21 protein-coding genes and 1 tRNA gene are annotated in these 20950 nt (G+C 61.8%); 12 read left to right on the forward strand and 10 right to left on the reverse strand.

The features are described 5' to 3' along the window. Nucleotides 1-54: 54 nt before the first annotated feature. The 5 genes from D3879_RS10930 to D3879_RS10950 form a co-directional block, all read right to left on the reverse strand. Entirely contained in the window at nt 55-858 is an 804-nt protein-coding gene (locus D3879_RS10930) for an MOSC domain-containing protein (protein WP_119954267.1), read from the reverse strand. An 89-nt stretch (nt 859-947) separates the two neighbouring features. Continuing rightward, nucleotides 948-1874: a chemotaxis protein CheV gene (locus D3879_RS10935; RefSeq protein WP_119954268.1), complete on the reverse strand. Its 927-nt coding sequence runs from the start codon at nt 1872-1874 to the stop codon at nt 948-950. A gap of 248 nt (nt 1875-2122) precedes the next feature. After that, nucleotides 2123-3682 (reverse strand): FGGY-family carbohydrate kinase, encoded by a 1560-nt coding sequence (locus D3879_RS10940; RefSeq protein WP_119954269.1) that lies wholly within the window; start codon nt 3680-3682, stop codon nt 2123-2125. A gap of 112 nt (nt 3683-3794) precedes the next feature. Continuing rightward, nucleotides 3795-5372, reverse strand: a complete 1578-nt coding sequence (locus tag D3879_RS10945; RefSeq protein ID WP_119954270.1) for a glycerol-3-phosphate dehydrogenase/oxidase — start codon at nt 5370-5372, stop codon at nt 3795-3797. Next, nucleotides 5369-6964 carry an FAD-binding oxidoreductase gene (locus D3879_RS10950; protein WP_119954271.1) on the reverse strand — a complete coding sequence of 532 codons (1596 nt, stop codon included), beginning with the start codon at nt 6962-6964 and terminating at the stop codon, nt 5369-5371. Before D3879_RS10950 ends, D3879_RS10945 begins: the two co-directional genes overlap by 4 nt. Before the next feature lie 139 nt (nt 6965-7103). Here D3879_RS10950 and gliR point away from each other — a divergent pair, with 139 nt between their 5' ends. Then, nucleotides 7104-8135, forward strand: coding sequence for an AraC family transcriptional regulator GliR (gene gliR, locus D3879_RS10955; protein WP_119954272.1), 1032 nt, complete (start codon nt 7104-7106; stop codon nt 8133-8135). Between the two features lie 27 nt (nt 8136-8162). On the opposite strand, the gene D3879_RS10960 is transcribed toward gliR, so the two are convergent. Both D3879_RS10960 and moaB read right to left on the reverse strand, forming a co-directional pair. Then, nucleotides 8163-9377: a molybdopterin molybdotransferase MoeA gene (locus D3879_RS10960; RefSeq protein WP_119954273.1), complete on the reverse strand. Its 1215-nt coding sequence runs from the start codon at nt 9375-9377 to the stop codon at nt 8163-8165. Further along, nucleotides 9374-9913 (reverse strand): molybdenum cofactor biosynthesis protein B, encoded by a 540-nt coding sequence (gene moaB, locus D3879_RS10965; RefSeq protein ID WP_119954274.1) that lies wholly within the window; start codon nt 9911-9913, stop codon nt 9374-9376. The genes D3879_RS10960 and moaB overlap by 4 nt, the downstream gene beginning before the upstream one ends. A gap of 241 nt (nt 9914-10154) precedes the next feature. On the opposite strand from moaB, the gene mobA reads away from it, so the two are divergent. The 3 genes from mobA (at nt 10155) to D3879_RS10980 (ending at nt 11310) form a co-directional block, all read left to right on the forward strand. Beyond that, nucleotides 10155-10757: a molybdenum cofactor guanylyltransferase MobA gene (mobA, locus tag D3879_RS10970; protein ID WP_119954275.1), complete on the forward strand. Its 603-nt coding sequence runs from the start codon at nt 10155-10157 to the stop codon at nt 10755-10757. A gap of 75 nt (nt 10758-10832) precedes the next feature. After that, entirely contained in the window at nt 10833-11054 is a 222-nt protein-coding gene (locus tag D3879_RS10975; RefSeq protein WP_119954276.1) for a YgdI/YgdR family lipoprotein, read from the forward strand. 179 nt (nt 11055-11233) lie between these two features. Beyond that, nucleotides 11234-11310 (forward strand) — tRNA-Pro (locus D3879_RS10980). Nucleotides 11311-11754: 444 nt separating this feature from the next. On the opposite strand, the gene D3879_RS10985 is transcribed toward D3879_RS10980, so the two are convergent. Together D3879_RS10985 and D3879_RS10990 are read right to left on the reverse strand one after the other, a co-directional pair. Beyond that, the gene (locus D3879_RS10985; RefSeq protein ID WP_119954277.1) at nt 11755-11991 is read right to left on the reverse strand and encodes a glutaredoxin family protein; all 237 of its coding nucleotides are present in this window, start codon (nt 11989-11991) and stop codon (nt 11755-11757) included. Between the two features lie 256 nt (nt 11992-12247). Further along, a complete protein-coding gene (locus D3879_RS10990; protein ID WP_119954278.1) occupies nt 12248-12805 on the reverse strand; it encodes a TetR/AcrR family transcriptional regulator in 558 nt (185 codons plus the stop codon). Nucleotides 12806-12947: 142 nt separating this feature from the next. On the opposite strand from D3879_RS10990, the gene D3879_RS10995 reads away from it, so the two are divergent. The 4 genes from D3879_RS10995 to D3879_RS11010 all read left to right on the forward strand — a co-directional run bounded on the left by D3879_RS10995 (nt 12948) and on the right by D3879_RS11010 (nt 16788). Continuing rightward, the gene (locus tag D3879_RS10995; protein WP_119954279.1) at nt 12948-13544 is read left to right on the forward strand and encodes a glutathione S-transferase family protein; all 597 of its coding nucleotides are present in this window, start codon (nt 12948-12950) and stop codon (nt 13542-13544) included. A 27-nt stretch (nt 13545-13571) separates the two neighbouring features. Continuing rightward, nucleotides 13572-14501 (forward strand): pyridoxamine 5'-phosphate oxidase family protein, encoded by a 930-nt coding sequence (locus D3879_RS11000; protein WP_119954280.1) that lies wholly within the window; start codon nt 13572-13574, stop codon nt 14499-14501. A gap of 3 nt (nt 14502-14504) precedes the next feature. Next, the gene (locus D3879_RS11005; protein ID WP_119954281.1) at nt 14505-15368 is read left to right on the forward strand and encodes an MBL fold metallo-hydrolase; all 864 of its coding nucleotides are present in this window, start codon (nt 14505-14507) and stop codon (nt 15366-15368) included. A 139-nt stretch (nt 15369-15507) separates the two neighbouring features. Next, nucleotides 15508-16788, forward strand: coding sequence for an OprD family porin (locus tag D3879_RS11010; protein ID WP_119954282.1), 1281 nt, complete (start codon nt 15508-15510; stop codon nt 16786-16788). 140 nt (nt 16789-16928) lie between these two features. Here the strand turns inward: D3879_RS11010 and D3879_RS11015 are convergent, their stop codons facing one another. Continuing rightward, nucleotides 16929-18137, reverse strand: coding sequence for an ammonium transporter (locus tag D3879_RS11015; protein WP_119954283.1), 1209 nt, complete (start codon nt 18135-18137; stop codon nt 16929-16931). Between the two features lie 357 nt (nt 18138-18494). Between D3879_RS11015 and D3879_RS11020 the strand changes: the two genes are divergently transcribed. The 4 genes from D3879_RS11020 to D3879_RS11035 all read left to right on the forward strand — a co-directional run bounded on the left by D3879_RS11020 (nt 18495) and on the right by D3879_RS11035 (nt 20821). Beyond that, nucleotides 18495-18809: an ElaB/YgaM/YqjD family protein gene (locus D3879_RS11020; protein WP_119954284.1), complete on the forward strand. Its 315-nt coding sequence runs from the start codon at nt 18495-18497 to the stop codon at nt 18807-18809. Between the two features lie 2 nt (nt 18810-18811). Continuing rightward, complete coding sequence (locus D3879_RS11025; RefSeq protein WP_119954285.1) at nt 18812-19204, forward strand: phage holin family protein; 393 nt, start codon at nt 18812-18814, stop codon at nt 19202-19204. Continuing rightward, nucleotides 19201-19539 carry a hypothetical protein gene (locus D3879_RS11030; RefSeq protein ID WP_119954286.1) on the forward strand — a complete coding sequence of 113 codons (339 nt, stop codon included), beginning with the start codon at nt 19201-19203 and terminating at the stop codon, nt 19537-19539. Before D3879_RS11025 ends, D3879_RS11030 begins: the two co-directional genes overlap by 4 nt. Nucleotides 19540-19657: 118 nt before the next feature. Further along, nucleotides 19658-20821 (forward strand): EAL domain-containing protein, encoded by a 1164-nt coding sequence (locus D3879_RS11035; RefSeq protein ID WP_119954287.1) that lies wholly within the window; start codon nt 19658-19660, stop codon nt 20819-20821. The last annotated feature ends 129 nt before the right edge of the window (nt 20822-20950 follow it).

Genomic DNA, 20950 nt, shown 5'->3' on the forward strand with positions numbered 1-20950 from the left:
CGGGTTGTCAGATGGCTTGCCAGGTGGGTTACGCCGCGTTACGGCTAACCCACCCTACTCCAGCACTTCGACTGCCATCCCAACCTTCAGCTCGCCTTCACCTTCATTGATCAGGTTCTGCCCGAAATACACCTCACCCTCACGCTCGCGATAGGTTTTGAGGGTGGTCAGCGGCTCACGATCGGCACTGCGCTCGCCCGTCAGCGGGTCCAGGGTGGGCATGATGCAGCGGGAGCATCCCTTGGCCACGCGAAACTCTACGCTGCCAATGCGGATGCGCTTCCAGCTGTCCTCGGCGTAGGGCTCGCTACCCTCGATCACCAGATTCGGCCGGAAACGCAGCATCTCCAACGGCCGCCCGACCCGCGCGGAGAGGTCATCCAGCGAGGCCTGGCCTATCAGCAGCAGCGGAAAACCATCGGCAAACCCCACCTTTTCATTCGCATTCAGACTGCCCTCGACCCAGCGGGCACGCTCGGCAGGAACCTGCACCAGGCGACAAGGTTTGCCGATAAAGCGACTCAGCCAGTCGGCCGCTTCATCGCCGGCATCCGGGACATACATGCTGTCACTCCAGATGAACGCACCGCGCAGCGTGGCATCCGCACCCGGCAAGGGCACCTCCAGGGAGGGAAAGCCCGCAGCGTTTAGCGTCAGGCCACCGGCCGCATTCCAGCGCGCAGACAGCTGAGTCATGTGCGGCAGCGCACGCTGGGTGAGGAAACGGCCGTTCGCCGCATCCACCAACATCCAACGGCGGTCGCCCTGCATCCCCAAGGCATCCAGCTGCGCCTGCGGCAGGCTTTCGCCAATGGCCGATTTGAGAGGGAAACGGTAGAGCGTGGAGAGTCGCAACATGGGCCGGCGTCCTGTTCAGCAGATCAACAAGGCACCGTTATACGGAATTGCCCGGCAGGCACTCAAGCCCGCCGTGTCTTTCGCCCACCTCAGTTGTCGAGCAGCAGGCGCTCGCGGATCACATCGACCAGCTTGTCCGGCTGAAACTTGGAGAGGAAATTGTCGCAGCCGACCTTCTTCACCATCGCCTCGTTGAAGCTGCCGGACAGCGAGGTGTGCAGCACCACGTAGAGGTCTTTCAGGCGTGGATCGTTACGGATTTCAGTGGTCAGGCGGTAGCCGTCCATCTCCGGCATTTCCGCGTCGGTGAAGACCATCAACAGCTTATCGGTCATCACCACGCCGGAATCGGCCCACTGCTTCAGTTGGTTCAGACCTTTCAGGCCATCGCTGGCCACGTGCATCTTCAATCCTAACTGGGACAAGGTGTCGCGCAGCTGCGCCAGTGCCACGCTGGAATCGTCGACCAGCAACACTTCGCGGCCGCGGGCGCGCTCCAGCAGCGGGTCGGCCAGACGGTCACTGGAGATCTTGGCGTTGTACGGCACGATCTCGGCCAGAACCTTTTCCACGTCGATAATTTCCACCAACTGCTCCTCAACCTTGGTAATCGCGGTCAAGTAGTGCTGACGACCGGCGCCACCCGGTGGCGGCAGGATGGACTCCCAATTGAGGTTGAGGATGCGCTCGACCCCGCTGACCAGGAAGGCCTGCACCGAGCGGTTGTACTCGGTGACGATGATGGTGCTGCGCTCGTCCGGCACAATCGGGCGCATGCCGATGGCCTGGGACAGGTCGATCACCGGCAGCGTTTGCCCGCGCAGGCTGACCACTCCGCAGACAAACGGGTGACGATGCGGCATCAAGGTCAACTTGGGCATCTGCAGGACTTCCTGCACTTTGAACACGTTGATCGCAAACAACTGCCGCCCGGCCAGACGGAACATCAGGATTTCCAGGCGATTCTCGCCCACCAGTTGGGTACGTTGGTCTACTGAATCGAGAATGCTGGCCATCGCGTGCTCCTGTCGTATCGGTTCTAGTCCTGCTGCAGCGACGTTATCGGCCAAAAATGGCCGAGCTGAAGTCATCATGGCGGGAGGCCATCATGCCTGAGCCGCGGTAGCGGCACCAGCCTGACGCCAAATAGCTGGCGCGCCCTACTCAATCAATAGCGACAAGTCTGCGAGCAAGTGCATATGCAGTGCAGCGGGGCGCCGGTGTTTTCCAGCGGCTCGCCATCGAGGCACAGCCCTTCGAGGCATCAGGCCGGATAACCAGTGATCTCGCGAATGCTCTGATACAGCGGCTTGAGCTGCTTGTACATGCGCTGATAGACCTCTTTATAGAGGCGCTCATAGGTGTGTTGCGCCTGGGGATTGGGCTGGAACACCTGACCGACGCGGGTCATCGCCGCAATCGCCGTGGGGAAATCCGCATGCAGGCCGAGCCCCACCGCACAGTCGATTGCCGCACCCAGGCCGGAAGTCTCGTAGGTATGTGGTCGCTCGGCTGGCAGGCCGAAGATATCCGCCGTCAATTGCATCGCCGCATCGCTCTGCGAACCGCCGCCGGAAACCCGCAGTCGGGTGATCTTGCTGCCCGAGCGCTTTTCGATCTGCTCCTTGCCCTGACGCAGCGCGTAAGCCAGGCCTTCGAGAATCGCGCGATAGAGGTGCGCGCGGGTGTGCACATCGCCAAAGCCAATGATCGAACCCTTGGCCTCCAGCCCTGGCTCACGAATGCCCGGCGACCAGTACGGCTGCAACAGCAGGCCCATGGAGCCGGCCGGCACGCTGTTGACCAGTTCGTCGAACAACGCCTCCGGCTCGACGCCCAGCTGTTTGGCACGCTGCATCTCGCGTAGACCGAACTCTTTTTTAAACCAGCTGACCATCCAGAAGCCGCGATAGATCATCACTTCGGTGTTGTAGTGATCAGGAATCGCCGCCGGATAAGGCGGAATCAGCGGAATGGTTTCCAGGTACTTGCTGCGCGTGGTGTTGATCGTCGCGGTGGTGCCGTAGGACAGGCAGGCCGTGCTCGGCTCCACGCCGCCAGCGCCCAACACTTCACAGGCTTTGTCCGCCCCCGCAGCAATCAGCGGCAAGCCCTGGGGAATCCCAGTGTGTCGGCTGGCTTGGGCACTGATCACACCCAGCTGCTCACCGGGCTTGACCAGTTCCGGCAACTGCTCGCGGCGCACCGGCATGGCTTGCCACTTCCAGTCACTCGGTGCGGCCCATTTCAGGCGTTTGTAATCAAACGGCAGGTAAGCCACGCAGCAGGCCACCGAGTCTACGAAGCGGCCGGTCAAACGATGGGTGAGAAAACCCGAGAGCAGCAGCAACTTGTGGGTCTCGGCCCAGACTTCCGGCTGCTGCTGGGCGACCCAGTTGACCTCGGCCTGGGCGCGGAAGTAATCCACCGTCGCATCGATGCCGATCAGTTTGAACAGCCAACCCCAGGGCCCCTTGATCTTGCCTTCGACTTGAGCCCGACGCTGATCCAGCCAGAGCATCGCCGGGCGTAGCGGCTGCCCCTGTTCATCGACATTGATCACCGTGCCGCGCTGGGTGGTCAGCGCCACGCCCTTGATCAGGCTCTTGTCTATCGGCACCTGCTCCCACAACTGCTGGCAGGCTTCGCCGAGGCTCTGCCAGTAATACTCCGGGTCCTGCTCGGCCCAGCCGGGTTGTGTGGAGTAATACGCCTCCAGCTCCACTTTGCCCTTGCCGAGTAGGTTGCCCTGCAGGTCGAACAGCAGAGCACGGACGCTTTGGGTGCCGTTGTCGATGGCCAGCAGGTAGCTTTGTTCGCTCACGCGTCGGTCCTTTCTTGTTATGGCTTGCTTAGGGGGCCTTGATGCGATGGCATCTTTTTGTAGGAGCGAACTCTGCTCGCAATGCTTTTCGCGAGCAGAGCTCGCTCCTACCTCATATAGGCAAGCTGTAGCACTGCTTCCACAGCGCTTTATAGGCCTGCTCCTCGACCTCCCAGCGCGCGTCATCCCAACCCAGGCGCGCCTGGCACAGCTGACGAACACGCGGCAGTTCGTTTGCGCCGCCAGCGGCCAGCAGCAGGCCTAAGCGAGTACGCCGCAGCAGCAGGTCATCCAGGTGCAGCACCAGCTCGTGTTCCGCGGCAAACACCAGCTCGGCCCAGTGCGTATCGGTGGCGCCGACCTTGTCGCTGCCCAGCTCGTCCAGCAAACGCGCCAGCGTTGGCAGCTCGCGGCCATAACGTCCGGCCAAGCGCTGTTGCTGGCTGGGCGATAGCTGCGGCAGTGGCATGGGTTCCATCTGGCGGAACACTTCGCTGCCATGATCCTCCAGGGTTTTCCCGAGCATCGGCGCGCAGGCCTGCAACACTTCCAGGGCCAACAGCCGAAAGGTGGTCAGTTTGCCGCCGGCCAGGGTTACGCAACCGGGTTCGAGCCACAGCGCATGCTCGCGCTTTTCATCCGAAGGGCTCTTACCCGCCACCCCGCTGCTGACCACCGGCCGCACGCCAGCCCAGGTCGAGAGCACATCGCTGCGGCTGATCTGCGCCGCCGGGAACTGCTGGACACAGGCGCTCAACAGATAGTCGACTTCGACATTACTGATGCGCGCCTCGAGACTGAGGTCATCGTCATGATCGAGATCGGTGGTGCCGATCACGGTTGCGCCCTCCCAAGGGAAGACGAACACCGGCCGACCATCTTCGGCGTGCATAAAACTGAACGCATGGGCCAGCGGCAAACGCCAGGCTGGCAGCAACAGATGGCTGCCGCGCAGCGGGCGGATCTGTTCGTTGCCAGTTTTCAGGCGCAGTTGATCGGCCCAGGCACCGGTAGCCTGGGCCACTACTCGGGCCTTGAAGGTGTGGCGCTGGCCACCTTCTATGTCGTCTGCCACAAGCCCGGTAACGCGGCCATCGGCCCGGCACAATTCAAGCACTTTCAGGCCATTCAGCGCCTCGCCCCCTTCGGCCCGGGCCTCGCCGAGCACGCGCATGACCAAGCGCGCATCGTCGGTCACCGCATCGAAGAAGCGCGTGCCGCCGAGCAGCTTGTCCTCTTTCAGACCGGGCGCCAGGTAGCGCAACTGTGGCAGCGGGTAATAGCGATGGTTGCGCTTACCCGCCAAGGCGTCATACAGCGCCAGCAAGCCGCCAAACACTTTCGGCCCAGGAAACTGCCCTTGATAGTGCGGCATCACGAAACTCAGGGGGTCGACCAGGCCCGGCGCCTCGCTCAGCAGGCGCTGGCGCTCATGCACCGAGTCACGGGTCAGCTTGAACTGCCCCATGGCGATATAACGCAGCCCACCGTGAACCATCTTCGACGAGCGGCTGGAGGTGCCCCAGGCGAAGTCGCGCTGCTCGATCAGCAGGCATTTCCAACCGCGCCGGGCGGCTTCGCGCAGAATCCCGGCGCCACTGATGCCACCGCCGACCACGATCAGATCCCACTCGCGCGCGGCCAGTTCGGGTAACGCCTGCTCACGCCAGACGGCGTTCCAGGTACTCATTCGTGGATCAGCACGCCTGGGTTGAGGCGCACCTCGGGATCGAAATGCCTGGCCAACGCCCGCAACGCCGCCATCCCCAGCTCGCCCTTCTCGACCGGCAGGTACGGCGCATGATCGCGACCTACACCATGCTGATGGCTGATGGTGCCGCGGTTGTTGACGATGGTTTCGCTGGCTAGCTGCTTGAGCTTTTTCCAGCGTTCCAGGGTGCCGGCGTAGCTGCCTGCCGGGCGGAACACATAAGTGGTGTAGAGGCTCGAACCTTCGCCGTAAACGTGCGAAAGATGGGTGAAAACATGCACCTGCTCGCCCTCGGCCGCCAAGCCCCCACGCAGGCTGGCCTCGATCTTGTTCAGCAGGTTGTCGACGTTCGACCAGTCGGTGGCGGTTTCCAGGGTGTCCACCGCATAACCGGCTTGCCACAAGCCCTCGCGCAAATATGGAAAGCGGAACCGGCCCTCGGCCCACTTCTTCCCCAGCAAGGTGCCGGTAAAGACGCCGCCAAAGCTTTTCAGCAGCTTCTTCGCCTGCTTCAGCGACAGCGCGTTCTGCGCGCGATTTCCGGTAACACCGAAGGTCAGCATGCACTTGCCGATGCGCGCGCCACGCAAAGCCAGGTATTTCTCCAGCAGGGCAATTTGCTCGGGATGGCCGGCCAGCGCCAGCTGGGTTTCGGTTTCGATGGCATTCGACAGGCGCAGCATCGACAACGGCACCCGCGCCTGGCCCAGGGTGCGAATCGCTTGCAACGCCTGCGGCCAGGACGGCAGAAACACCGCGTAGAACTTTTCTTGCTCAGCCAGTTTGCTCACGCGCACTTTCACTTCGGAAATGATCCCGAATCGCCCTTCCGAACCCAGCACCACTTCGCGTAGATCAGGGCCAGCGGACGAGGCGGGGAAAGTCGGGATCTGCAGCGGGCCGGCGAAGGTTTCCAGGCTGCCACCAGCGAACAGCTGTTCGATCCGCCCATAACGCAGCGACTGCTGACCACTGGAACGACTGGCCACCCAACCACCCAAGGTGGAGAGCTCCCAGGACTGCGGAAAATGCCCGAGGGTGTAACCACGGGCGCGCAGCTGGCTTTCCACCTGCGGGCCATTCGCACCGGGGCCAAAGCTGGCGATCAGACTTTGCTCATCCAACTCCAGCAGACGGCTCATGCGCTCCAGCGACAGCGTCAGCACCGGCTTGCTGCTGGCCTGTGGGTTGATATGCCCGGCCACCGAAGTGCCACCGCCGTAAGGGATGACCAGCACATCCTGCTCGGCAGCCCAGGCCAGCAACTGACGAATCTGCGCGGCGGTTTCCGGGTAGGCCACGCCATCTGGGAATGCCCCGAAATTGCCTTCGCGCATCGCCAGCCAATCCGCCAGGCTCTGACCACGGGCGTGGCGCACACGGTGTTCGGCGTCGGTAACGATCAGCGCATGGGGCACCAGGCGCGAGGCCGGAACCTGGGCGATGACGCTGGGTAAACTGGCGTCCGCCAACACCTGGCCGGGACCAATACGCGCGGCGAGGAAGGCTCCACCATGGGCCGGCAGCTCGACTACCGTCGTCTCATCGCCCCAACCGTTCCAGCGCCGCATGCGCGTCTCCTTATTCTGCCGATAACCAGTTTCGAACACTCTTCTTGGCTGCCTATACTAGCCGGCCGCTGTCTGCCGTCACTGTCGGATCAAGACAGCCCCAGTCGCCAATAAAGACACTCAGAATAAGAACGACACCATGCACACTCTGGGCTACACCTCGGTTCCCGCACTGCTTAAGTACCTGCGCCATGCCGAACAGCTGGGCCTCGACCAGGCGGCCGCGCTCGCGGCGGCCGGCCTGACCCGGGCGGACTTGGATGACAACGGCCGGCGCCTGCCCAGCGAAGCCCACGAGAAACTCCTCGCCCATCTGCTGCAAACCTCAGGCGACCCGCTGTTCGGCCTGCATTCCGGGCATTTCGTGCAACCGGGTTCGTGGAGCGTGCTCGGCTACATCACCATGAACTGCGCCACCCTCGGCGAGGCCATGAGCCGCATCGTGCCGTACGAGAAACTGGTCGGGGACATGGGGGTCAGTCGCCTGGAGCCGGCCGACGATCACCTACGGCTGATCTGGACCTGCCGCCACCAGCCTGCGGAGATCCGTCGGCACATGGTCGAGAACGTGTTGACCTCCTGGCTGCTCTATGCCCGCTGGATCGCCGATATGAACCACTCACCGCGTGAAGTCTGGTTCGAGCACGCCCAACCGGCAGGCACCACGCTCAGCGAATACGAAACGGTGTTCGGCTGCCCGGTGCGGTTCGAACAGAGCGTGAATGCCCTGTTGGTGCCGCTGGAATACCTCAGCGTGCCATTGCGCCAGGCCGACGCCAACCTGCTGCGCACGCTGGAGGAACACGCCCTGACGCTGATTGCCGGGCTGGATGAAGGCGAACCGCTGCCGCTGCGGGTGAAGAACGCCCTGCGACTGCTACTCAAGGATGGTTTACCGCGTAAGGAGCGGGTGGCGGAAAAGTTCGAGATGACCGTACGCACGCTGCAGCGCCACTTGCAGCAAGCCGGCACCAGCTATCAGGAAATCCTCGACCAGTTGCGCCAGGAACTGGCCGAACACTACCTGACCCGCAGCGAACTGCCGGTGCAGGACATCGCCCATTACTTGGGTTTTACCGAGTCGCGCTCGTTCCACCGCAGCTTCAAGAGTTGGACCGGCATGACCCCAGGCGAGTACCGCGAGGCCAATCGCAAACCAGTAGCGCTGTAAGGCAGGTAGATTCCCGCGCGGCCCGCCCTAGGTCAGCAACTCGCTAAGCGGAAAGAAGTTAACGCTATCGCCCTCCGCCAGCGTCGTGCCCTCACGTACTTCCACCAGGCCCTCAGCCCAGGCGGCGCTACGCAGCACCCCGGAACTCTGGTTCGGATACAACACCGCGCGGCCCCGCTCGAAGCGCGCCCGCAGGTATTCACGGCGGTTACCGGGCTTGCGCCAGGCGAAACCCGCCGGCACCGGGAAGTGCAACGGCGTCACCTCGACAACCCCCAGGCGACGCAGCAGATAAGGCCGCGCCAGCAAGGCGAAGGTCACCAAGGTCGAGGCCGGATTACCCGGCAGACCAATCACCGGCACACCACGAAAGTGGCCGAAGGTCAGCGGCTTGCCCGGTTTGATCGCCAGCTTCCACAGCGCCAGTTCACCGTCCTCGCGCAGCGCATGGCCGAGGAAATCCGCCTCGCCGACCGACACGCCGCCGGTCGACAGAATCAGATCGACATCCGCCAACTCGCCCAACTTGGTGCGGGTCTTGTGCAGATCGTCCGGCAAAATACCGGCATCCAGTACCGCGCAGCCCAGTTGCTGCAACCAGCTGCAGAGTAGCGTGCGATTGCTGTTGTAGATCTGCCCGGGGCCGAGCGGTTGGCCCGGTTCGATCAGCTCATCGCCGGTCGACAGCACCGCCACCCGCGGCCGCCGCACCACCGTCAATTCGGCGGCTCCCAGCGCGGCGGACAACCCCAGCTCTATTGCCCGCAAGCGAGTACCCGCGACCAGCACCGTCTCGCCCTTACGGGTTTCCTGCCCCTGCGGACGCACATGCTGGCCGGGCTTGATCGGCTCGCTAAAACGCACTCGACCATCGGCCAGGACCTCGGCGTTTTCCTGCATCTCCACGCTGTCCGCACCGTCTGGCAACGGCGCACCGGTGAAGATTCGTGCACAGGTGCCGGGTTCCAGCGGCGCCGGCGCCTGGCCGGCGAAGATACGTTGGCTGACCAGCAGCGGCTCGCCGCGCCAGTCGGCCTGACGCAAGGCATAACCGTCCATGGCGCTGTTCGGCCACGGCGGCAGATCGAGGCTGGCGATCAAAGGCTCGGCCAGCACTCGGCCTTGCGCCGCAGCCAGCGCTACACGTTCGCTCTGGGTGATCGGCGTTGCCTCAGCCAGCGCCAGCAAACGCTCCAGCGCCGCTTCGACCGGCAACAGGCCGGGGTGGTCGCAGGCACTCATCCACGCGACTCGCAGGCGGCTGCTTGCTTGAGATGGGTGACGAAATTGCACGGGCGATGGCGGGCATCCAACTGCTCGGCCAGGATGCCATCCCACCCCGTGCGGCAAGCGTTGGTCGAGCCCGGCAGGCAGCAAACCAGCGTGCCATTGGCCAAGCCGGCCAGTGCCCGGGATTGAATCGTCGAGGTGCCGATATCGGCTACCGAGATCTGTCGAAACAGCTCGCCAAAACCATCGACCTGCTTGTCCAACAGGCAGGCTATGGCTTCCGGGGTGCTATCGCGGCCGGTAAAGCCAGTGCCGCCGGTAATCAGCACCACCTGCACACTGTCTTCGGCGATCCAGGTCGCGACTTGTGCACGAATCTTGTACAGATCGTCCTTGAGCAAGACGCGCGCAGCGAGGTTATGGCCGGCAGCCGTGAGGCGATCAACGAAGAGTTGACCAGAGGTATCGGTTTCCAGGGAACGGGTGTCACTGACGGTCAAAACAGCAATATTCAGCGGCACAAAGGACGCTTCAGCCTTGTGGTTCATAGGCTCAATCCGGTTGTGAGGGGGGCAAGCCGGTGTTATATCACAGGCTCAGGAGCCTGTCGGGCTTAGAACTGTCCTACTGCGAAAGCCTGGATATTGGCCCGTTTTCCCACTCAACCTCGTTAAAGAGAATGACTATTCGCCTCGGCTGAGTGAAAAAACGGTCTCAATCCCAGTCTTTCTCGCTACGGACGCCTAAGCCCGACAGGCTCCAAGCTATTACCGCGCCAGGAGCGCCGCCATGACCGACTCTATCGCCCTGCCCGCCTGCTCCATACTGCTGCTTGCCGGCGGGCGCGGGCAACGCATGGGCGGGCGCGACAAAGGTCTGCTGGACTGGCGCGGCAAGCCGCTGATCGCCCACCTGCATGCGCTGACCCGGCCGCTGACGGATGATTTGATCATCTCCTGCAACCGCAACAGCGAGCGCTACGCAGCCTATGCCGACCGCCTGGTGCAGGACGACAGTGTGGACTTTCCCGGCCCGCTGGCTGGCATCCGCGCAGGTCTGGCGGTTGCGCGCCAGCCTTTCCTTTTGGTGCTGCCCTGCGATGCGCCGTTGCTTGATCGCGCCCTGCTCCAGGCCATGCGCGAAGCCGCTGCAGCCCAACCGGAAAAGCCGCTGATGCTACGTCAGGGCGGCCAGTGGGAGCCGCTGTTTTGCCTGCTGCCGAAAGCCTTGGCCCCAGCCGTGGAAAGCGCCTGGCAATCTGGTGATCGCGGCCCTCGCCATGTCTTGCTGGCACTCGGTGCAGTAGCCTTGGATTGCCCTGCGCAGGACCCACGGCTGGCCAACCTGAACACGCCGGAACTCCTTGCGCAGACTGCAAATTACAGCGGATGAATAGCGGTCACTGAACTTGGCCCCACACTCCTCGTCAGATATCCCGGACCTATCTGCAAACCAAGGAGACAAACGATGACTCAACGAATCATTCCCGCATTCCTGCTAGCCCTGGGGCTCATCACTCTAGCCGGCTGCTCTTCGCCCTCGGTGATCACCCTGAACGATGGCCGCGAGATTCAATCCGTGGATCAGCCAGAGTTCGACGAACAGGATGGCTTCTACGAATTCGAACAACTGGATGGTAAACGCGTCAAGGTCAACAAGGACCAAGTCCGTAGCGTCAAAGAACTCTAAGCAAGACCCGCTCGCCATGAGTCACCCGACCTTGCATCGAGAGACTCATGGCGAGCGGCGCATCCCGCATGAATACTGGCGTTCTCCCCCAGCGCAGCGCCACAAACGTCTGCGCTGACAAAAAAAATCTAGCTAACCCCTTGTGCAACAAAACTTTTTCAGTAGAATTATTGCCACTTCGGAGTGTAGCGCAGCTCGGTAGCGCGTCTCGTTCGGGACGAGAAGGTCGCAGGTTCGAATCCTGTCTCTCCGACCAAATCCCTAAAAAACCCGCCTTCACGGCGGGTTTTTTATTGGCTGCGATTCGCCTTTACTGACACCAGCGACCTGCCACACTTTCTGCCTAAGAAAGCCATCGGCCAACGCAGTGCAATAGAGGCATCAACGACTGTTCTGTCGTCACTCTGCAAAGTCTTATCAACCTTTAGAATCAATGCGCGAGACACATCGATGACAGTAGGAAAAACCGTAAACGGCTATCTCATCAGCCAAGCCAGTGACGGCAATTGGTGGGTATGCACAGCCAATGAAGAACAGATAGCCGGCCCCTTCCCTACCGAGAAGCAAGCCGCAGAAGTCGCCGAGGTTCTTCAGGATCAGCCGCCACCGCCACGTCGCCGCTCGGGCCCGCGGGCGTAACTGGCTGGCCGCGCAGATAGCCCTGTCAATCAGAGGGGCCCATGCTTTTCAGCACAGACTTTCAGCGTAAAAAGACCACCACCTGTTCCGCATCAAACGGCCAGTTGAGTTCGGCCCCGGTATCGCAACGGCGCAATACGGGGATGCGCAAGGCATAGAGCTCGACCCACTCTTCATGCTCGACGATATCAACCAGCTCGACCAGCAGACCGTGCTCGACAAAGGGCATCAGCAACGTTTCAGCGACTTCACAGAGATGACAGCCAAGGGTGCCGAACAGTTGGCATTCGGGAAGCATTATCGCGTCTCGCAGAGAAGTTAGATGCGCAGTTTAGCATTTGCCTCAGGCGGCTGAAGCTGGCCCCTCGGCACTGAGCTTGAGCAAGTTTTACAGACCATCCAGCCCGCGACAGTTGAGCCGCTCAGCCTTTTCCAGACAGGGCTGATCGATATCCAGCTGATCGCCGACCTGACGATGCCGTGGTGCTGTCCGGCCCGCTGGAAGCGCTGGAAGACTGTAAAGCGCGCCTGCTCGGCGACCTTGAGTTGAACAGTTAAACGCCAGCGGCCTTGAGCAGTTGCTCCGCCGCCGCCTTGGCCTCCAGCGCCTGATCGGCCGGGCCATGCAGATGGGCCATGCTTAAGGCGCCCTCAAAGAGAAACTGCAACTGCCGCGCCAAGCGCTCCGGCTCAGTAGCGCCCAGACGTTGCAACGCCGCGAGGAAGTAACCGCAGACAAAACGCTTGTGCAGCGCCGCCTGCTGGTGAATCGGGTGCTCCCGGTTGGAAAACTCGGCGGCGGCATGGGCAAACAGACAACCGCAAAAACCCTTCTCGCTCAACCACAGGTGCAAACCGTCATACGTACGCAGGATCGCCTCGCGTGGCGGCAGACTCTCCTGCGCGAGCTGCATGCGTTGGCTGAGCTGCTGATGCTGTGAGTCCAAGACCGCGAGGATCAGTTCATCTTTCGACTTGAAGTGCTTGTACAGGGTCATTTTCGCCACCCCCGACTCGGCCAGGATGCGGTCGATGCCAGTGGCGTGATAACCCTCGCGATAGAACAACTCTAGCGCGGTACTGACCAACTGATCGCGTTTATTTGATGCCATGTAAGGCCTCCTAAGGCTCTGTTGGCGCAAGCTGCGCAATCAGCTTAAAGCCGCTTGCTGTGCAGTCGAGCAAAATTGTCATTGAAATATACAGACCTGTCTGTCTAATATCCAGTTCACCGCCCACACATGGAGAATTGCGATGCGCCTTCACGACTTTGACCTGTCCGGCAACTGCTACAAAGTGCAGCTCTTTCTGAGCCTGATCGGCCAACACGCCGAGCGGGTGAGCGTCGATCTACGCGGCGGCGAACACAAACGCCCGGCATTCCTCGCCATCAACCCACGCGGCCAGGTGCCCACGCTGGAAGATGGCTCGCTGAGCCTTGGCGACTCCCAGGCCATTCTGGTTTACCTGGCGCGGCGCTATGCCGATGAACACTGGTACCCGCTCGATCCCGCGAGCCAAGGCCGCGTCGCTGGCTGGCTAAGTTTTGCCGCCAACGAAGTGCAACACGGCCCGGGACTGGCACGCCTGGGCAAACTGTTCGGCGCACCGATCGATGAACTGGCGGTAACCGCCAAAGCCACGAAAACGCTGGAACTGCTCAACACCCACCTGGCTGAACACCAGTGGCTGGCGCAGGCCGCAGAGCCGAGCATCGCCGATGTGGCGGTCTACCCCTACGTAGCGCTGGCGGGTGATGGCGGTCTTGATCTGACGCCCTACGCTCATCTGCATAGCTGGTTCGCCCGCCTGCGCGAGCTACCGGGTTATATCGGCATGCCGGGCCTGTAACACGCCCACTCCAGGAGCAGTTGCACGATGAACAGTCCCTTCCATCCCGGCGAGCAGGCAATCCAGGCCCGGGCCGGCGTGCGCGAAAAGGTCGAGGAAATCGGCAGGCGAGTCATCCGCAGCTTTATGCCGGAACAACACCGCGAGTTCTTCGCCCAGCAGCCCTGGCTGCTAGTCGGCAGCCTGGCGAGCGATGGCCAGCCGCAGGCCTCACTACTGTGGGGCGCCCCCGGCTTTATCCATTCGCCCGAGCCGACCCGCTTGCAGATCAAAGCCCTAGCGCAAAGCGATGACCCACTGGCCACTAATCTGGCCCCGGGCGCGCGCCTGGGTCTGCTCGGTCTGGAGCTGCCAACCCGACGGCGTAACCGGATGAATGGGACTGTCATCGCGGCTGATGCCGAGGGCTTTAGCGTCGAGGTCGCCCAGTCCTTCGGCAACTGTCCGAAGTACATCCAGGCCCGTGGCTGGCAAGCGGCACCCCGCGAACCCGGCCCGCTGGAACAGGGCGAAGGCCTGGATCAACGCTGGCTCGCCCTGGTGACCCAGGCCGACACCTTGTTTATCGCCAGCCAGAACAGCGATCCACAGGCCGGCGGGGTCGATGTATCGCACCGTGGCGGCGCACCGGGCTTCGTCAGCCTGGGCGCGGATGGTCGTTTATGGCTGCCGGACTACAGCGGTAACTTCCTTTTCAACACCCTCGGCAATCTGCTGCTGGAGCCTCGCTGCGGCCTGCTGTTCATCGACTTCCACAGCGGCGACCTGCTGCAACTGGAAGCCCGCGCCGAGCTGTATTGGCCACAGCAGTTGGCGGCACTGGGGCAGACGCTGCCCGCCGGTGCCGAACGCCTGTTGGCGCTTACCCCTGGTCGTTGGCGCTTGCGCCGAACGCGTTTGCCACTGGCCTTCGGCGCTCCCAGCGCCTCGCCGTTTCTTCCCGCTCAAGGAGTCTGAACCATGCGTCTATTGAGCCTTGCACTAGTCACCCTGCTGAGCCTGACTAGCTTGCCCGGTGCCGCCGCTGGCCTGCGTTTCAGCCTGGTGAAAACCGCCGAAACCGAAACCCTCGACGCCTTCACGGTTGAAGGTGGCAAGTGGACCGAGAAAGTCACCCTCAACCATGTCGCGGTGCTGATCGAGCACCACGCCGCCACCCTGCTGTTCGACACCGGTCTTGGGCGTCAGATCGACAGTCAGTTCGCCGAGATGCCACTGTGGGACAAGCCGCTGCTTCAGTACGGCCCCGTCGTGCCGGCGCGTGATCAGTTGGACAAGGACGGCATTCGGATTGACCGCATCCTGCTGTCCCACGCCCACTGGGATCACGCCTCGGGCCTCGCCGATTTTCCGGAAGTGCCGGTGTGGGCGCCCTACGAGGAAATCGAGTTCAGCCAGATCTCGACACCGCCGGCGGTCCTCCCCAGCCAGTTCAAGCACCCAGTGAAATGGCTGCCCTTCACCTTCCAGTCGGCAGCTTTTATGGGCTTCCCCGCTAGCCTGGATATGTTCGGTGATGGCAGCGTGGTGTTGGTGCCGCTAACCGGCCATACGCCGGGATCGGTGGGGCTATTTCTGACCCTGGAAGACGGCCGCCGCTTCTTCTTTACGGGCGATACCAGTTGGCGCCTGGAAGGTTTTACCGGCCCCCATGAAAAGTTCTGGATCAGCCGCAATATGGTCGATAACGACCGCAAAGCCACGCGCAAAGTGTTGGAGCAGGTGCATCAACTGATGGCGAAGGAACCAAACCTCACGGTAGTGCCGGCCCATGACGCCAAGGTGCAGCAAAAGCTGGGTTTCTATCCGCACTGGATCGAATGATTAATCGCGCTAACGCCCTGAATCCAAGGCCTGCCGACTAAGGTCTAAAGGCCGCTGCGTCTCTCTCGTGGTTTATTCCGCGTGCCGTAACAGTTCGGTCACAAACCCTCTGTCCGCACCCCACGAGAAGACAACAATAATGAGCCCCCTCAATAATAAGCCCCCCCTCGCCCATGCCGTGGCGCTTGCCACCCTGGGCGCCAGCCTCACCCTGCCGAACCTGGCACACGCTGAATTTATCAAAGACAGCAAAGCCAGCCTGGAGCTGCGCAACTTCTACATGAACCGCGATTTCCGCCAGGAAGGCGGCAACAAGGGCCAAGCCAAAGCAGAAGAATGGGCCCAGGGTTTCCTGCTGCGCATGGAGTCCGGCTACACCGAGGGCACCATCGGCGTGGGCGTCGATGCCCAAGGGCTGGCCGGTTTTAAACTCGACTCGGGGGGCGGTACCGCCGGTACTGGCCTGCTGGAACCCGACCGTTCCGGCGGCTCGCAAGACAACTATTCAGAACTTGGCCTGACCGCCAAACTACGCGCCTCGAAAAGCACCCTGAAAGTCGGCACCTTGATGCCCAAGTTGCCGGTACTGCAAGCCAACGACTCACGCCTGCTGCCGCAAACCTTCCAGGGCGGCCAGCTGAACTCGCTGGAAATCGACGGCCTGACCCTCGATGCCGGCCAGCTGCAACAGGTCAACTATCGTGACTCCTCGGACTACGAGGACATGACCATCAACGGTGGTGGCCGCCGCAACATCGTCTTCCAAAAAGGCCTGACCAGCGACGAGTTCAACTTCGCCAGCGCCAGCTACAAGTGGACTGACAAGCTGACCACCGCTTACAGCTATGGCAACCTGGATCAGTTCTACAAACAGCACATCGTCAACCTGGTGCATGTGCTGCCGATTGCCGACAAGCAATCGCTGAAGAGCGACCTGCGTTACGCCCGCTCCACCGATGACGGCAGCAGCAACGTCGACAACAAGGCCTTCGGCGCCATGTTCACCTACGGCCTCGGTGGCCATGCCTTCGGCTTGGGCTATCAGTCGATGAGCGGCGACACCGGCTACGCCTATGTCAACGCGACCGATCCCTTCCTGGTCAACTATGTGCAGATCGGCGACTTCGCCAACAAGGACGAGAAGTCCTGGCAGCTTCGCTACGACTACAACTTCGCCGCCATCGGTATTCCAGGCCTGACCTTTATGACCCGCTATCTGTCCGGCGACGACGTCGACCGCGGCGCCGCCCTCTCCGACGGTAAGGAGTGGGAACGCAACATGGACATCGCTTACGTCTTCCAGGATGGCCCGCTGAAGAACCTCGGGGTGAAATGGCGTAACGCGACCACCCGTGCCAACTTCGGCAACGACCTGGATGAGAACCGCTTGATCGTCAGCTACAGCCTGCCGCTCTGGTAGGCACCAAGAGGTAGGCTGGGTAGAGGCGCTAGGCGCCGAAACCCAGCGCGAGGAAAATGCTGGGTTTCGCTGCACTCTACCCAGCCTACGAACGTAAAAAAGCCCGCTCTTTTGAGCGGGCTTTTTCTTGCACGACTCAATCAGTCCTGGCTGACCGCACCGATCTTGTGGATCGACAAGTCGGCGCCGTAGTACTCCTCCTCCTGGCTTAAACGGATGCCGGTCAGCGCCTTGAGCACGCCGTACACCAGAAAACCGCCGGCCAGTGCCACCAAGACCCCGAGCCCGGTACCGATCAGTTGGCTGAGCAAACTAACGCCACCCAGACCGCCCAGTACTTCCTGGCCAAACACACCGCAGGCAATGCCACCCCAGACGCCGCACAGACCATGCAGCGGCCAGACCCCGAGCACATCGTCGATTCGCCACTTCACCTGAGTCGCCGTAAACGCCCAGACGAACAAGCCGCCGGCGATCAACCCGGTCATCAGCGCACCAACCGGGTGCATAAGATCGGAACCGGCACAGATCGCCACCAGACCAGCCAAAGGACCGTTATGCAGAAAGCCCGGGTCATTGCGCCCCACAAACAGCGCCGCCACGGTGCCACCGACCATCGCCATCAGCGAGTTGACCGCCACCAGACCACTGACACCCGTCAGGGTTTGCGCACTCATCACGTTGAAGCCGAACCAGCCGACAATCAGAATCCACGAACCCAGCGCCAGGAATGGAATGCTCGACGGCGCGAAAGCCACCAGGCGGCCATCACGGTAACGACCATCCCGGCGGCCGAGCAGCGTCACCGCGCCGAAGGCCAGCCAACCACCCATCGCATGCACCACCACGGAACCTGCGAAGTCATGGAAGCTCGCGCCAAAGCGCGCGGCCAGCCAGGCTTGCAGGCCAAAATTACCGTTCCACACCAGGCCCTCGAAGAAGGGATAGATGAAAGCCACGATCAGCACCGTCGCGCACAATTGCGGGCCGAACTTGGCGCGCTCGGCAATGCCCCCGGAGATGATCGCCGGAATCGCCGCAGCAAAGGTCAGCAGGAAGAAGAACTTCACCAACGCATAGCCGTGGTCCGCAGTCAGCGCCGTCGCCGGTACCAGGAAAGTCACCCCGTAAGCCACCCAATAGCCTATAAAGAAGTAGGCCAAGGTCGACACGGCAAAGTCGGAGATGATCTTCGACAGCGCGTTGACTTGGTTTTTCTGGCGTACCGTACCGACCTCAAGAAAGGCGAAGCCGGCGTGCATGGCCAATACCATCACGGCGCCGAGCAAGATGAACAGAGTATTGGAGCCGTGAATCAGGGTTTCCACGGCACTATTGAGGTTTTCCATCGGCGAAGATGACTCCGGCGGTTAGGGAAAAGCACCAAAGCAGCTCAGGCCCAGCCAATCACGCACCATCCTGATGCTCACTTGCACCAGAGCCGCCCATAAAAGCGAACCGATTTGGTACAAGCATTACTGGCAGGAAACTTGAACTTTCAGTTCTTTTCTTTATTTTTCATAGAATTGAAGCAAGGTTACCGGACTGATCCAATCAACCGAAATGCCCAAATAAAGGGCGCCTCGCTTCCGTTACGCACCAACGCAATGCAAGCGCTATACCAAGCAGCACCAACACAGTCCACAGGAACCATCCTCTTTGCAGAGGACTCGAACCCTAACGAAGCCACTAACGGAGACATCGACATGGCCCGCAATAGCACCACGCCGGTACAGGACGATCTACTGGCTGATTTCCAAGCACTGGTCAGTGATACCGAAAAACTGCTGCAGCACACAGCCAGCCTGGCTGGCGACGAAGCCGATCAGCTGCGCCTACACATCCAAGACAGCCTCAAACGCGCTCGGGAGACCCTGAATCTCACTGAAGAATCCGTGCGCGAGCGAGGCAAAGCCGCCGTGGCAGCCACCGAGACCTACGTGCAAGACCACCCCTGGCAATCCGTTGGCCTCTGCGCAGGAATTGGCTTTCTCCTCGGCCTGCTTGCCGCGCGCCGCTAAGCATGGCAGCCGGAATGGAATCCGGCCCGCCACCGGCGGGCCATAGCCCCTCACCCAAACGCCTGGGTGCCGCGTTTCTCGGCCTGCTGCACAGCCATGTCGAGCTATTCGGCATAGAGCTGCAGGAACAGAAAGGCCGCAGCCTGCGCATGCTGCTGTTTGCTGGCTTCGCCCTGGTGTTTGGCTTACTGCTGCTGCTTGGGCTTTCCGCCCTGCTGTTGGTCCTGTTGTGGGACAGCTACCGGCTCCAGGGAATCATCGGTCTGTGCCTCTTCTACAGCGCCGCCACCCTGTTTTGCGCCCAGCGTCTGAAGGCCGCAATTACCGATGAGTCTTCCCCCTTCAGCGCCACCCTTGAAGAGTTGGCGCGCGACCGTGAGCGTCTGCTGCCATGAGCCTGCCTCTAGTACCGCCCAACGCCTCGCGGCGCGAACTGCGTAAAGCCTTGATCCGTATGCGGCTGGAAATGCACCGCCAGGAGCTGAGGCATGAGTCACTGCTGATCATGCAGCCACTGCAACACGTGCACGGTATGACGCAAAACCTGCGGCAAACCCTAGGTTTCAAGCACGCCCCGCTCTGGGGCATGGCCGGCATCGCGCTGTTGGGCTTCTTTGGTGCCAAGCGTGGCCACCTGAGCCGCTGGTTGCGCCTGGGCATTACCCTCTACCCGTTGCTAGCGGTAGCCTTACGCCGCCCGCCCAACCCGCCCAACGACACGCCCAGCTGACTCGCCGACAACTGGCCACCTTCTTGCTAACCTACTGAGCAGCCGGTGTTTTTTCATCGCTGCTCACGCCTGCTGCAACAGCGCAGGCTGCCTTCGGACTGCAACCAAGGATGTCACCGTGATCGACGGGCAACCGCTTGCCTGCTTTCAACCGTTCATTGATACCGCCACCGGCCGTATCGCCGGGGTCGAGGCCCTTGGCCGTCTACGCCAGCCTGACGGTCGGTTGCTCTCGGTTGGCCCCCTGTTCGCCGCCCCCAAAGCGCCGATGAGTGCCTTGCGCCGTCTTGATCGACTGATCCGCACGGATGCCCTGCGGCGTCTGCACGAAGCGCCCGCTGACTGGTTCCTCAGCCTGAACATCTCCCCACGTTGGATCGGCCGCCTACGCCCCAACCAGCCCCTGCCCAGTCTCAAACAACTTGAGCAGCAGGGCGTGCCGCCCGAACGTGTAGTGTTCGAAATCACCGAGCTTGGCGGCGGCAGCCTGCGCCTGCCGGAGGTGGTGGCGCGCTACCGTGACGCCGGCGCCCGCATCGCCATCGACGACTTCGGTGCCGGCTACTCACAGCTCGACCGTGTGCTGGCACTGCAGCCGGACATTCTCAAGCTGGATATGCGCCTGTTCCAGGCAGCCGCCCGCGGCGGCCTGAGCGGCGAAGTGGTGAAAGCCCTGGCGCAGATGGCCGAAAAAACCGGTTGCTGGATCATCGCCGAAGGAGTGGAAACCGAAGCCCAACTGGACTTTGCCCTCGAATGCGGCTCGCGCTATGTCCAGGGTTACCTGTTCGCCAAAGCCGAACTGGAGTTCTTTCCCGCCGACGCCTTCGTCGAGCGCTTCGCCCGACTACGCGACCGCTACGTGCAGCACAAGCTGGCCGAACACGCGCGCCTGATGACCCTGCGCCAGCAAGTGGCTGAGCTGATGAACAGCCTGAAAACCTGGGCCGAAGCCGGGGCACCACTCTGCAGCCTGCCGGCACCGACCGCCTACCCGTGGCTGCTGCGTATGTACCAATGTGATCGCAACGGCACTCAGCTCACCCCAAACCTGGAGTGGAGCGGCAACGCCTGGCGCGAAGACCACCGCTACCTCGGCCACAACTGGTCCTGGCGTCCCTACTTCTATCAACTACTCGCCGAAGGCTGGGACGCACGCCGACTGATCCTCTCCACGACCTACCGCGACGCGACCAGCAACCAGTACTGCCTGACGGCCGGGCAATTTATCGACAATGGGCGACGGTTGTTGCTGCTGGATATTGATGCGGCGGGATTGTAGCGATGGCGCCGCAAACGAGCGCGTGGAAGAGCGGCTCCTGACTTAGAGCGTAGGCTGGGTAAAGCGTAGCGAAACCCCGCATTGGCCCGCTGGGTTTCGCCAAGAACGGCTCTACCCAGCCTACAGATG

The sequence above is a fragment of the Pseudomonas cavernicola genome (assembly GCF_003596405.1).
In the GTDB taxonomy this organism is placed as follows: domain Bacteria; phylum Pseudomonadota; class Gammaproteobacteria; order Pseudomonadales; family Pseudomonadaceae; genus Aquipseudomonas; species Aquipseudomonas cavernicola.

Excerpts from the sequence above, each read along its gene's own strand:
- D3879_RS10930 (WP_119954267.1), bottom strand. The coding sequence starts at position 858 with ATGTTGCGACTCTCCACGCTCTACCGTTTCCCTCTCAAATCGGCCATT.
- D3879_RS10935 (WP_119954268.1), bottom strand. The coding sequence starts at position 1,874 with ATGGCCAGCATTCTCGATTCAGTAGACCAACGTACCCAACTGGTGGGC.
- D3879_RS10945 (WP_119954270.1), bottom strand. The coding sequence starts at position 5,372 with ATGAGTACCTGGAACGCCGTCTGGCGTGAGCAGGCGTTACCCGAACTG.
- D3879_RS10950 (WP_119954271.1), bottom strand. The coding sequence starts at position 6,964 with ATGCGGCGCTGGAACGGTTGGGGCGATGAGACGACGGTAGTCGAGCTG.
- gliR (WP_119954272.1), top strand. The coding sequence starts at position 7,104 with ATGCACACTCTGGGCTACACCTCGGTTCCCGCACTGCTTAAGTACCTG.
- D3879_RS10960 (WP_119954273.1), bottom strand. The coding sequence starts at position 9,377 with ATGAGTGCCTGCGACCACCCCGGCCTGTTGCCGGTCGAAGCGGCGCTG.
- moaB (WP_119954274.1), bottom strand. The coding sequence starts at position 9,913 with ATGAACCACAAGGCTGAAGCGTCCTTTGTGCCGCTGAATATTGCTGTT.
- mobA (WP_119954275.1), top strand. The coding sequence starts at position 10,155 with ATGACCGACTCTATCGCCCTGCCCGCCTGCTCCATACTGCTGCTTGCC.
- D3879_RS10975 (WP_119954276.1), top strand. The coding sequence starts at position 10,833 with ATGACTCAACGAATCATTCCCGCATTCCTGCTAGCCCTGGGGCTCATC.
- D3879_RS10985 (WP_119954277.1), bottom strand. The coding sequence starts at position 11,991 with ATGCTTCCCGAATGCCAACTGTTCGGCACCCTTGGCTGTCATCTCTGT.
- D3879_RS10990 (WP_119954278.1), bottom strand. The coding sequence starts at position 12,805 with ATGGCATCAAATAAACGCGATCAGTTGGTCAGTACCGCGCTAGAGTTG.
- D3879_RS10995 (WP_119954279.1), top strand. The coding sequence starts at position 12,948 with ATGCGCCTTCACGACTTTGACCTGTCCGGCAACTGCTACAAAGTGCAG.
- D3879_RS11000 (WP_119954280.1), top strand. The coding sequence starts at position 13,572 with ATGAACAGTCCCTTCCATCCCGGCGAGCAGGCAATCCAGGCCCGGGCC.
- D3879_RS11005 (WP_119954281.1), top strand. The coding sequence starts at position 14,505 with ATGCGTCTATTGAGCCTTGCACTAGTCACCCTGCTGAGCCTGACTAGC.
- D3879_RS11010 (WP_119954282.1), top strand. The coding sequence starts at position 15,508 with ATGAGCCCCCTCAATAATAAGCCCCCCCTCGCCCATGCCGTGGCGCTT.
- D3879_RS11015 (WP_119954283.1), bottom strand. The coding sequence starts at position 18,137 with ATGGAAAACCTCAATAGTGCCGTGGAAACCCTGATTCACGGCTCCAAT.
- D3879_RS11020 (WP_119954284.1), top strand. The coding sequence starts at position 18,495 with ATGGCCCGCAATAGCACCACGCCGGTACAGGACGATCTACTGGCTGAT.
- D3879_RS11025 (WP_119954285.1), top strand. The coding sequence starts at position 18,812 with ATGGCAGCCGGAATGGAATCCGGCCCGCCACCGGCGGGCCATAGCCCC.
- D3879_RS11030 (WP_119954286.1), top strand. The coding sequence starts at position 19,201 with ATGAGCCTGCCTCTAGTACCGCCCAACGCCTCGCGGCGCGAACTGCGT.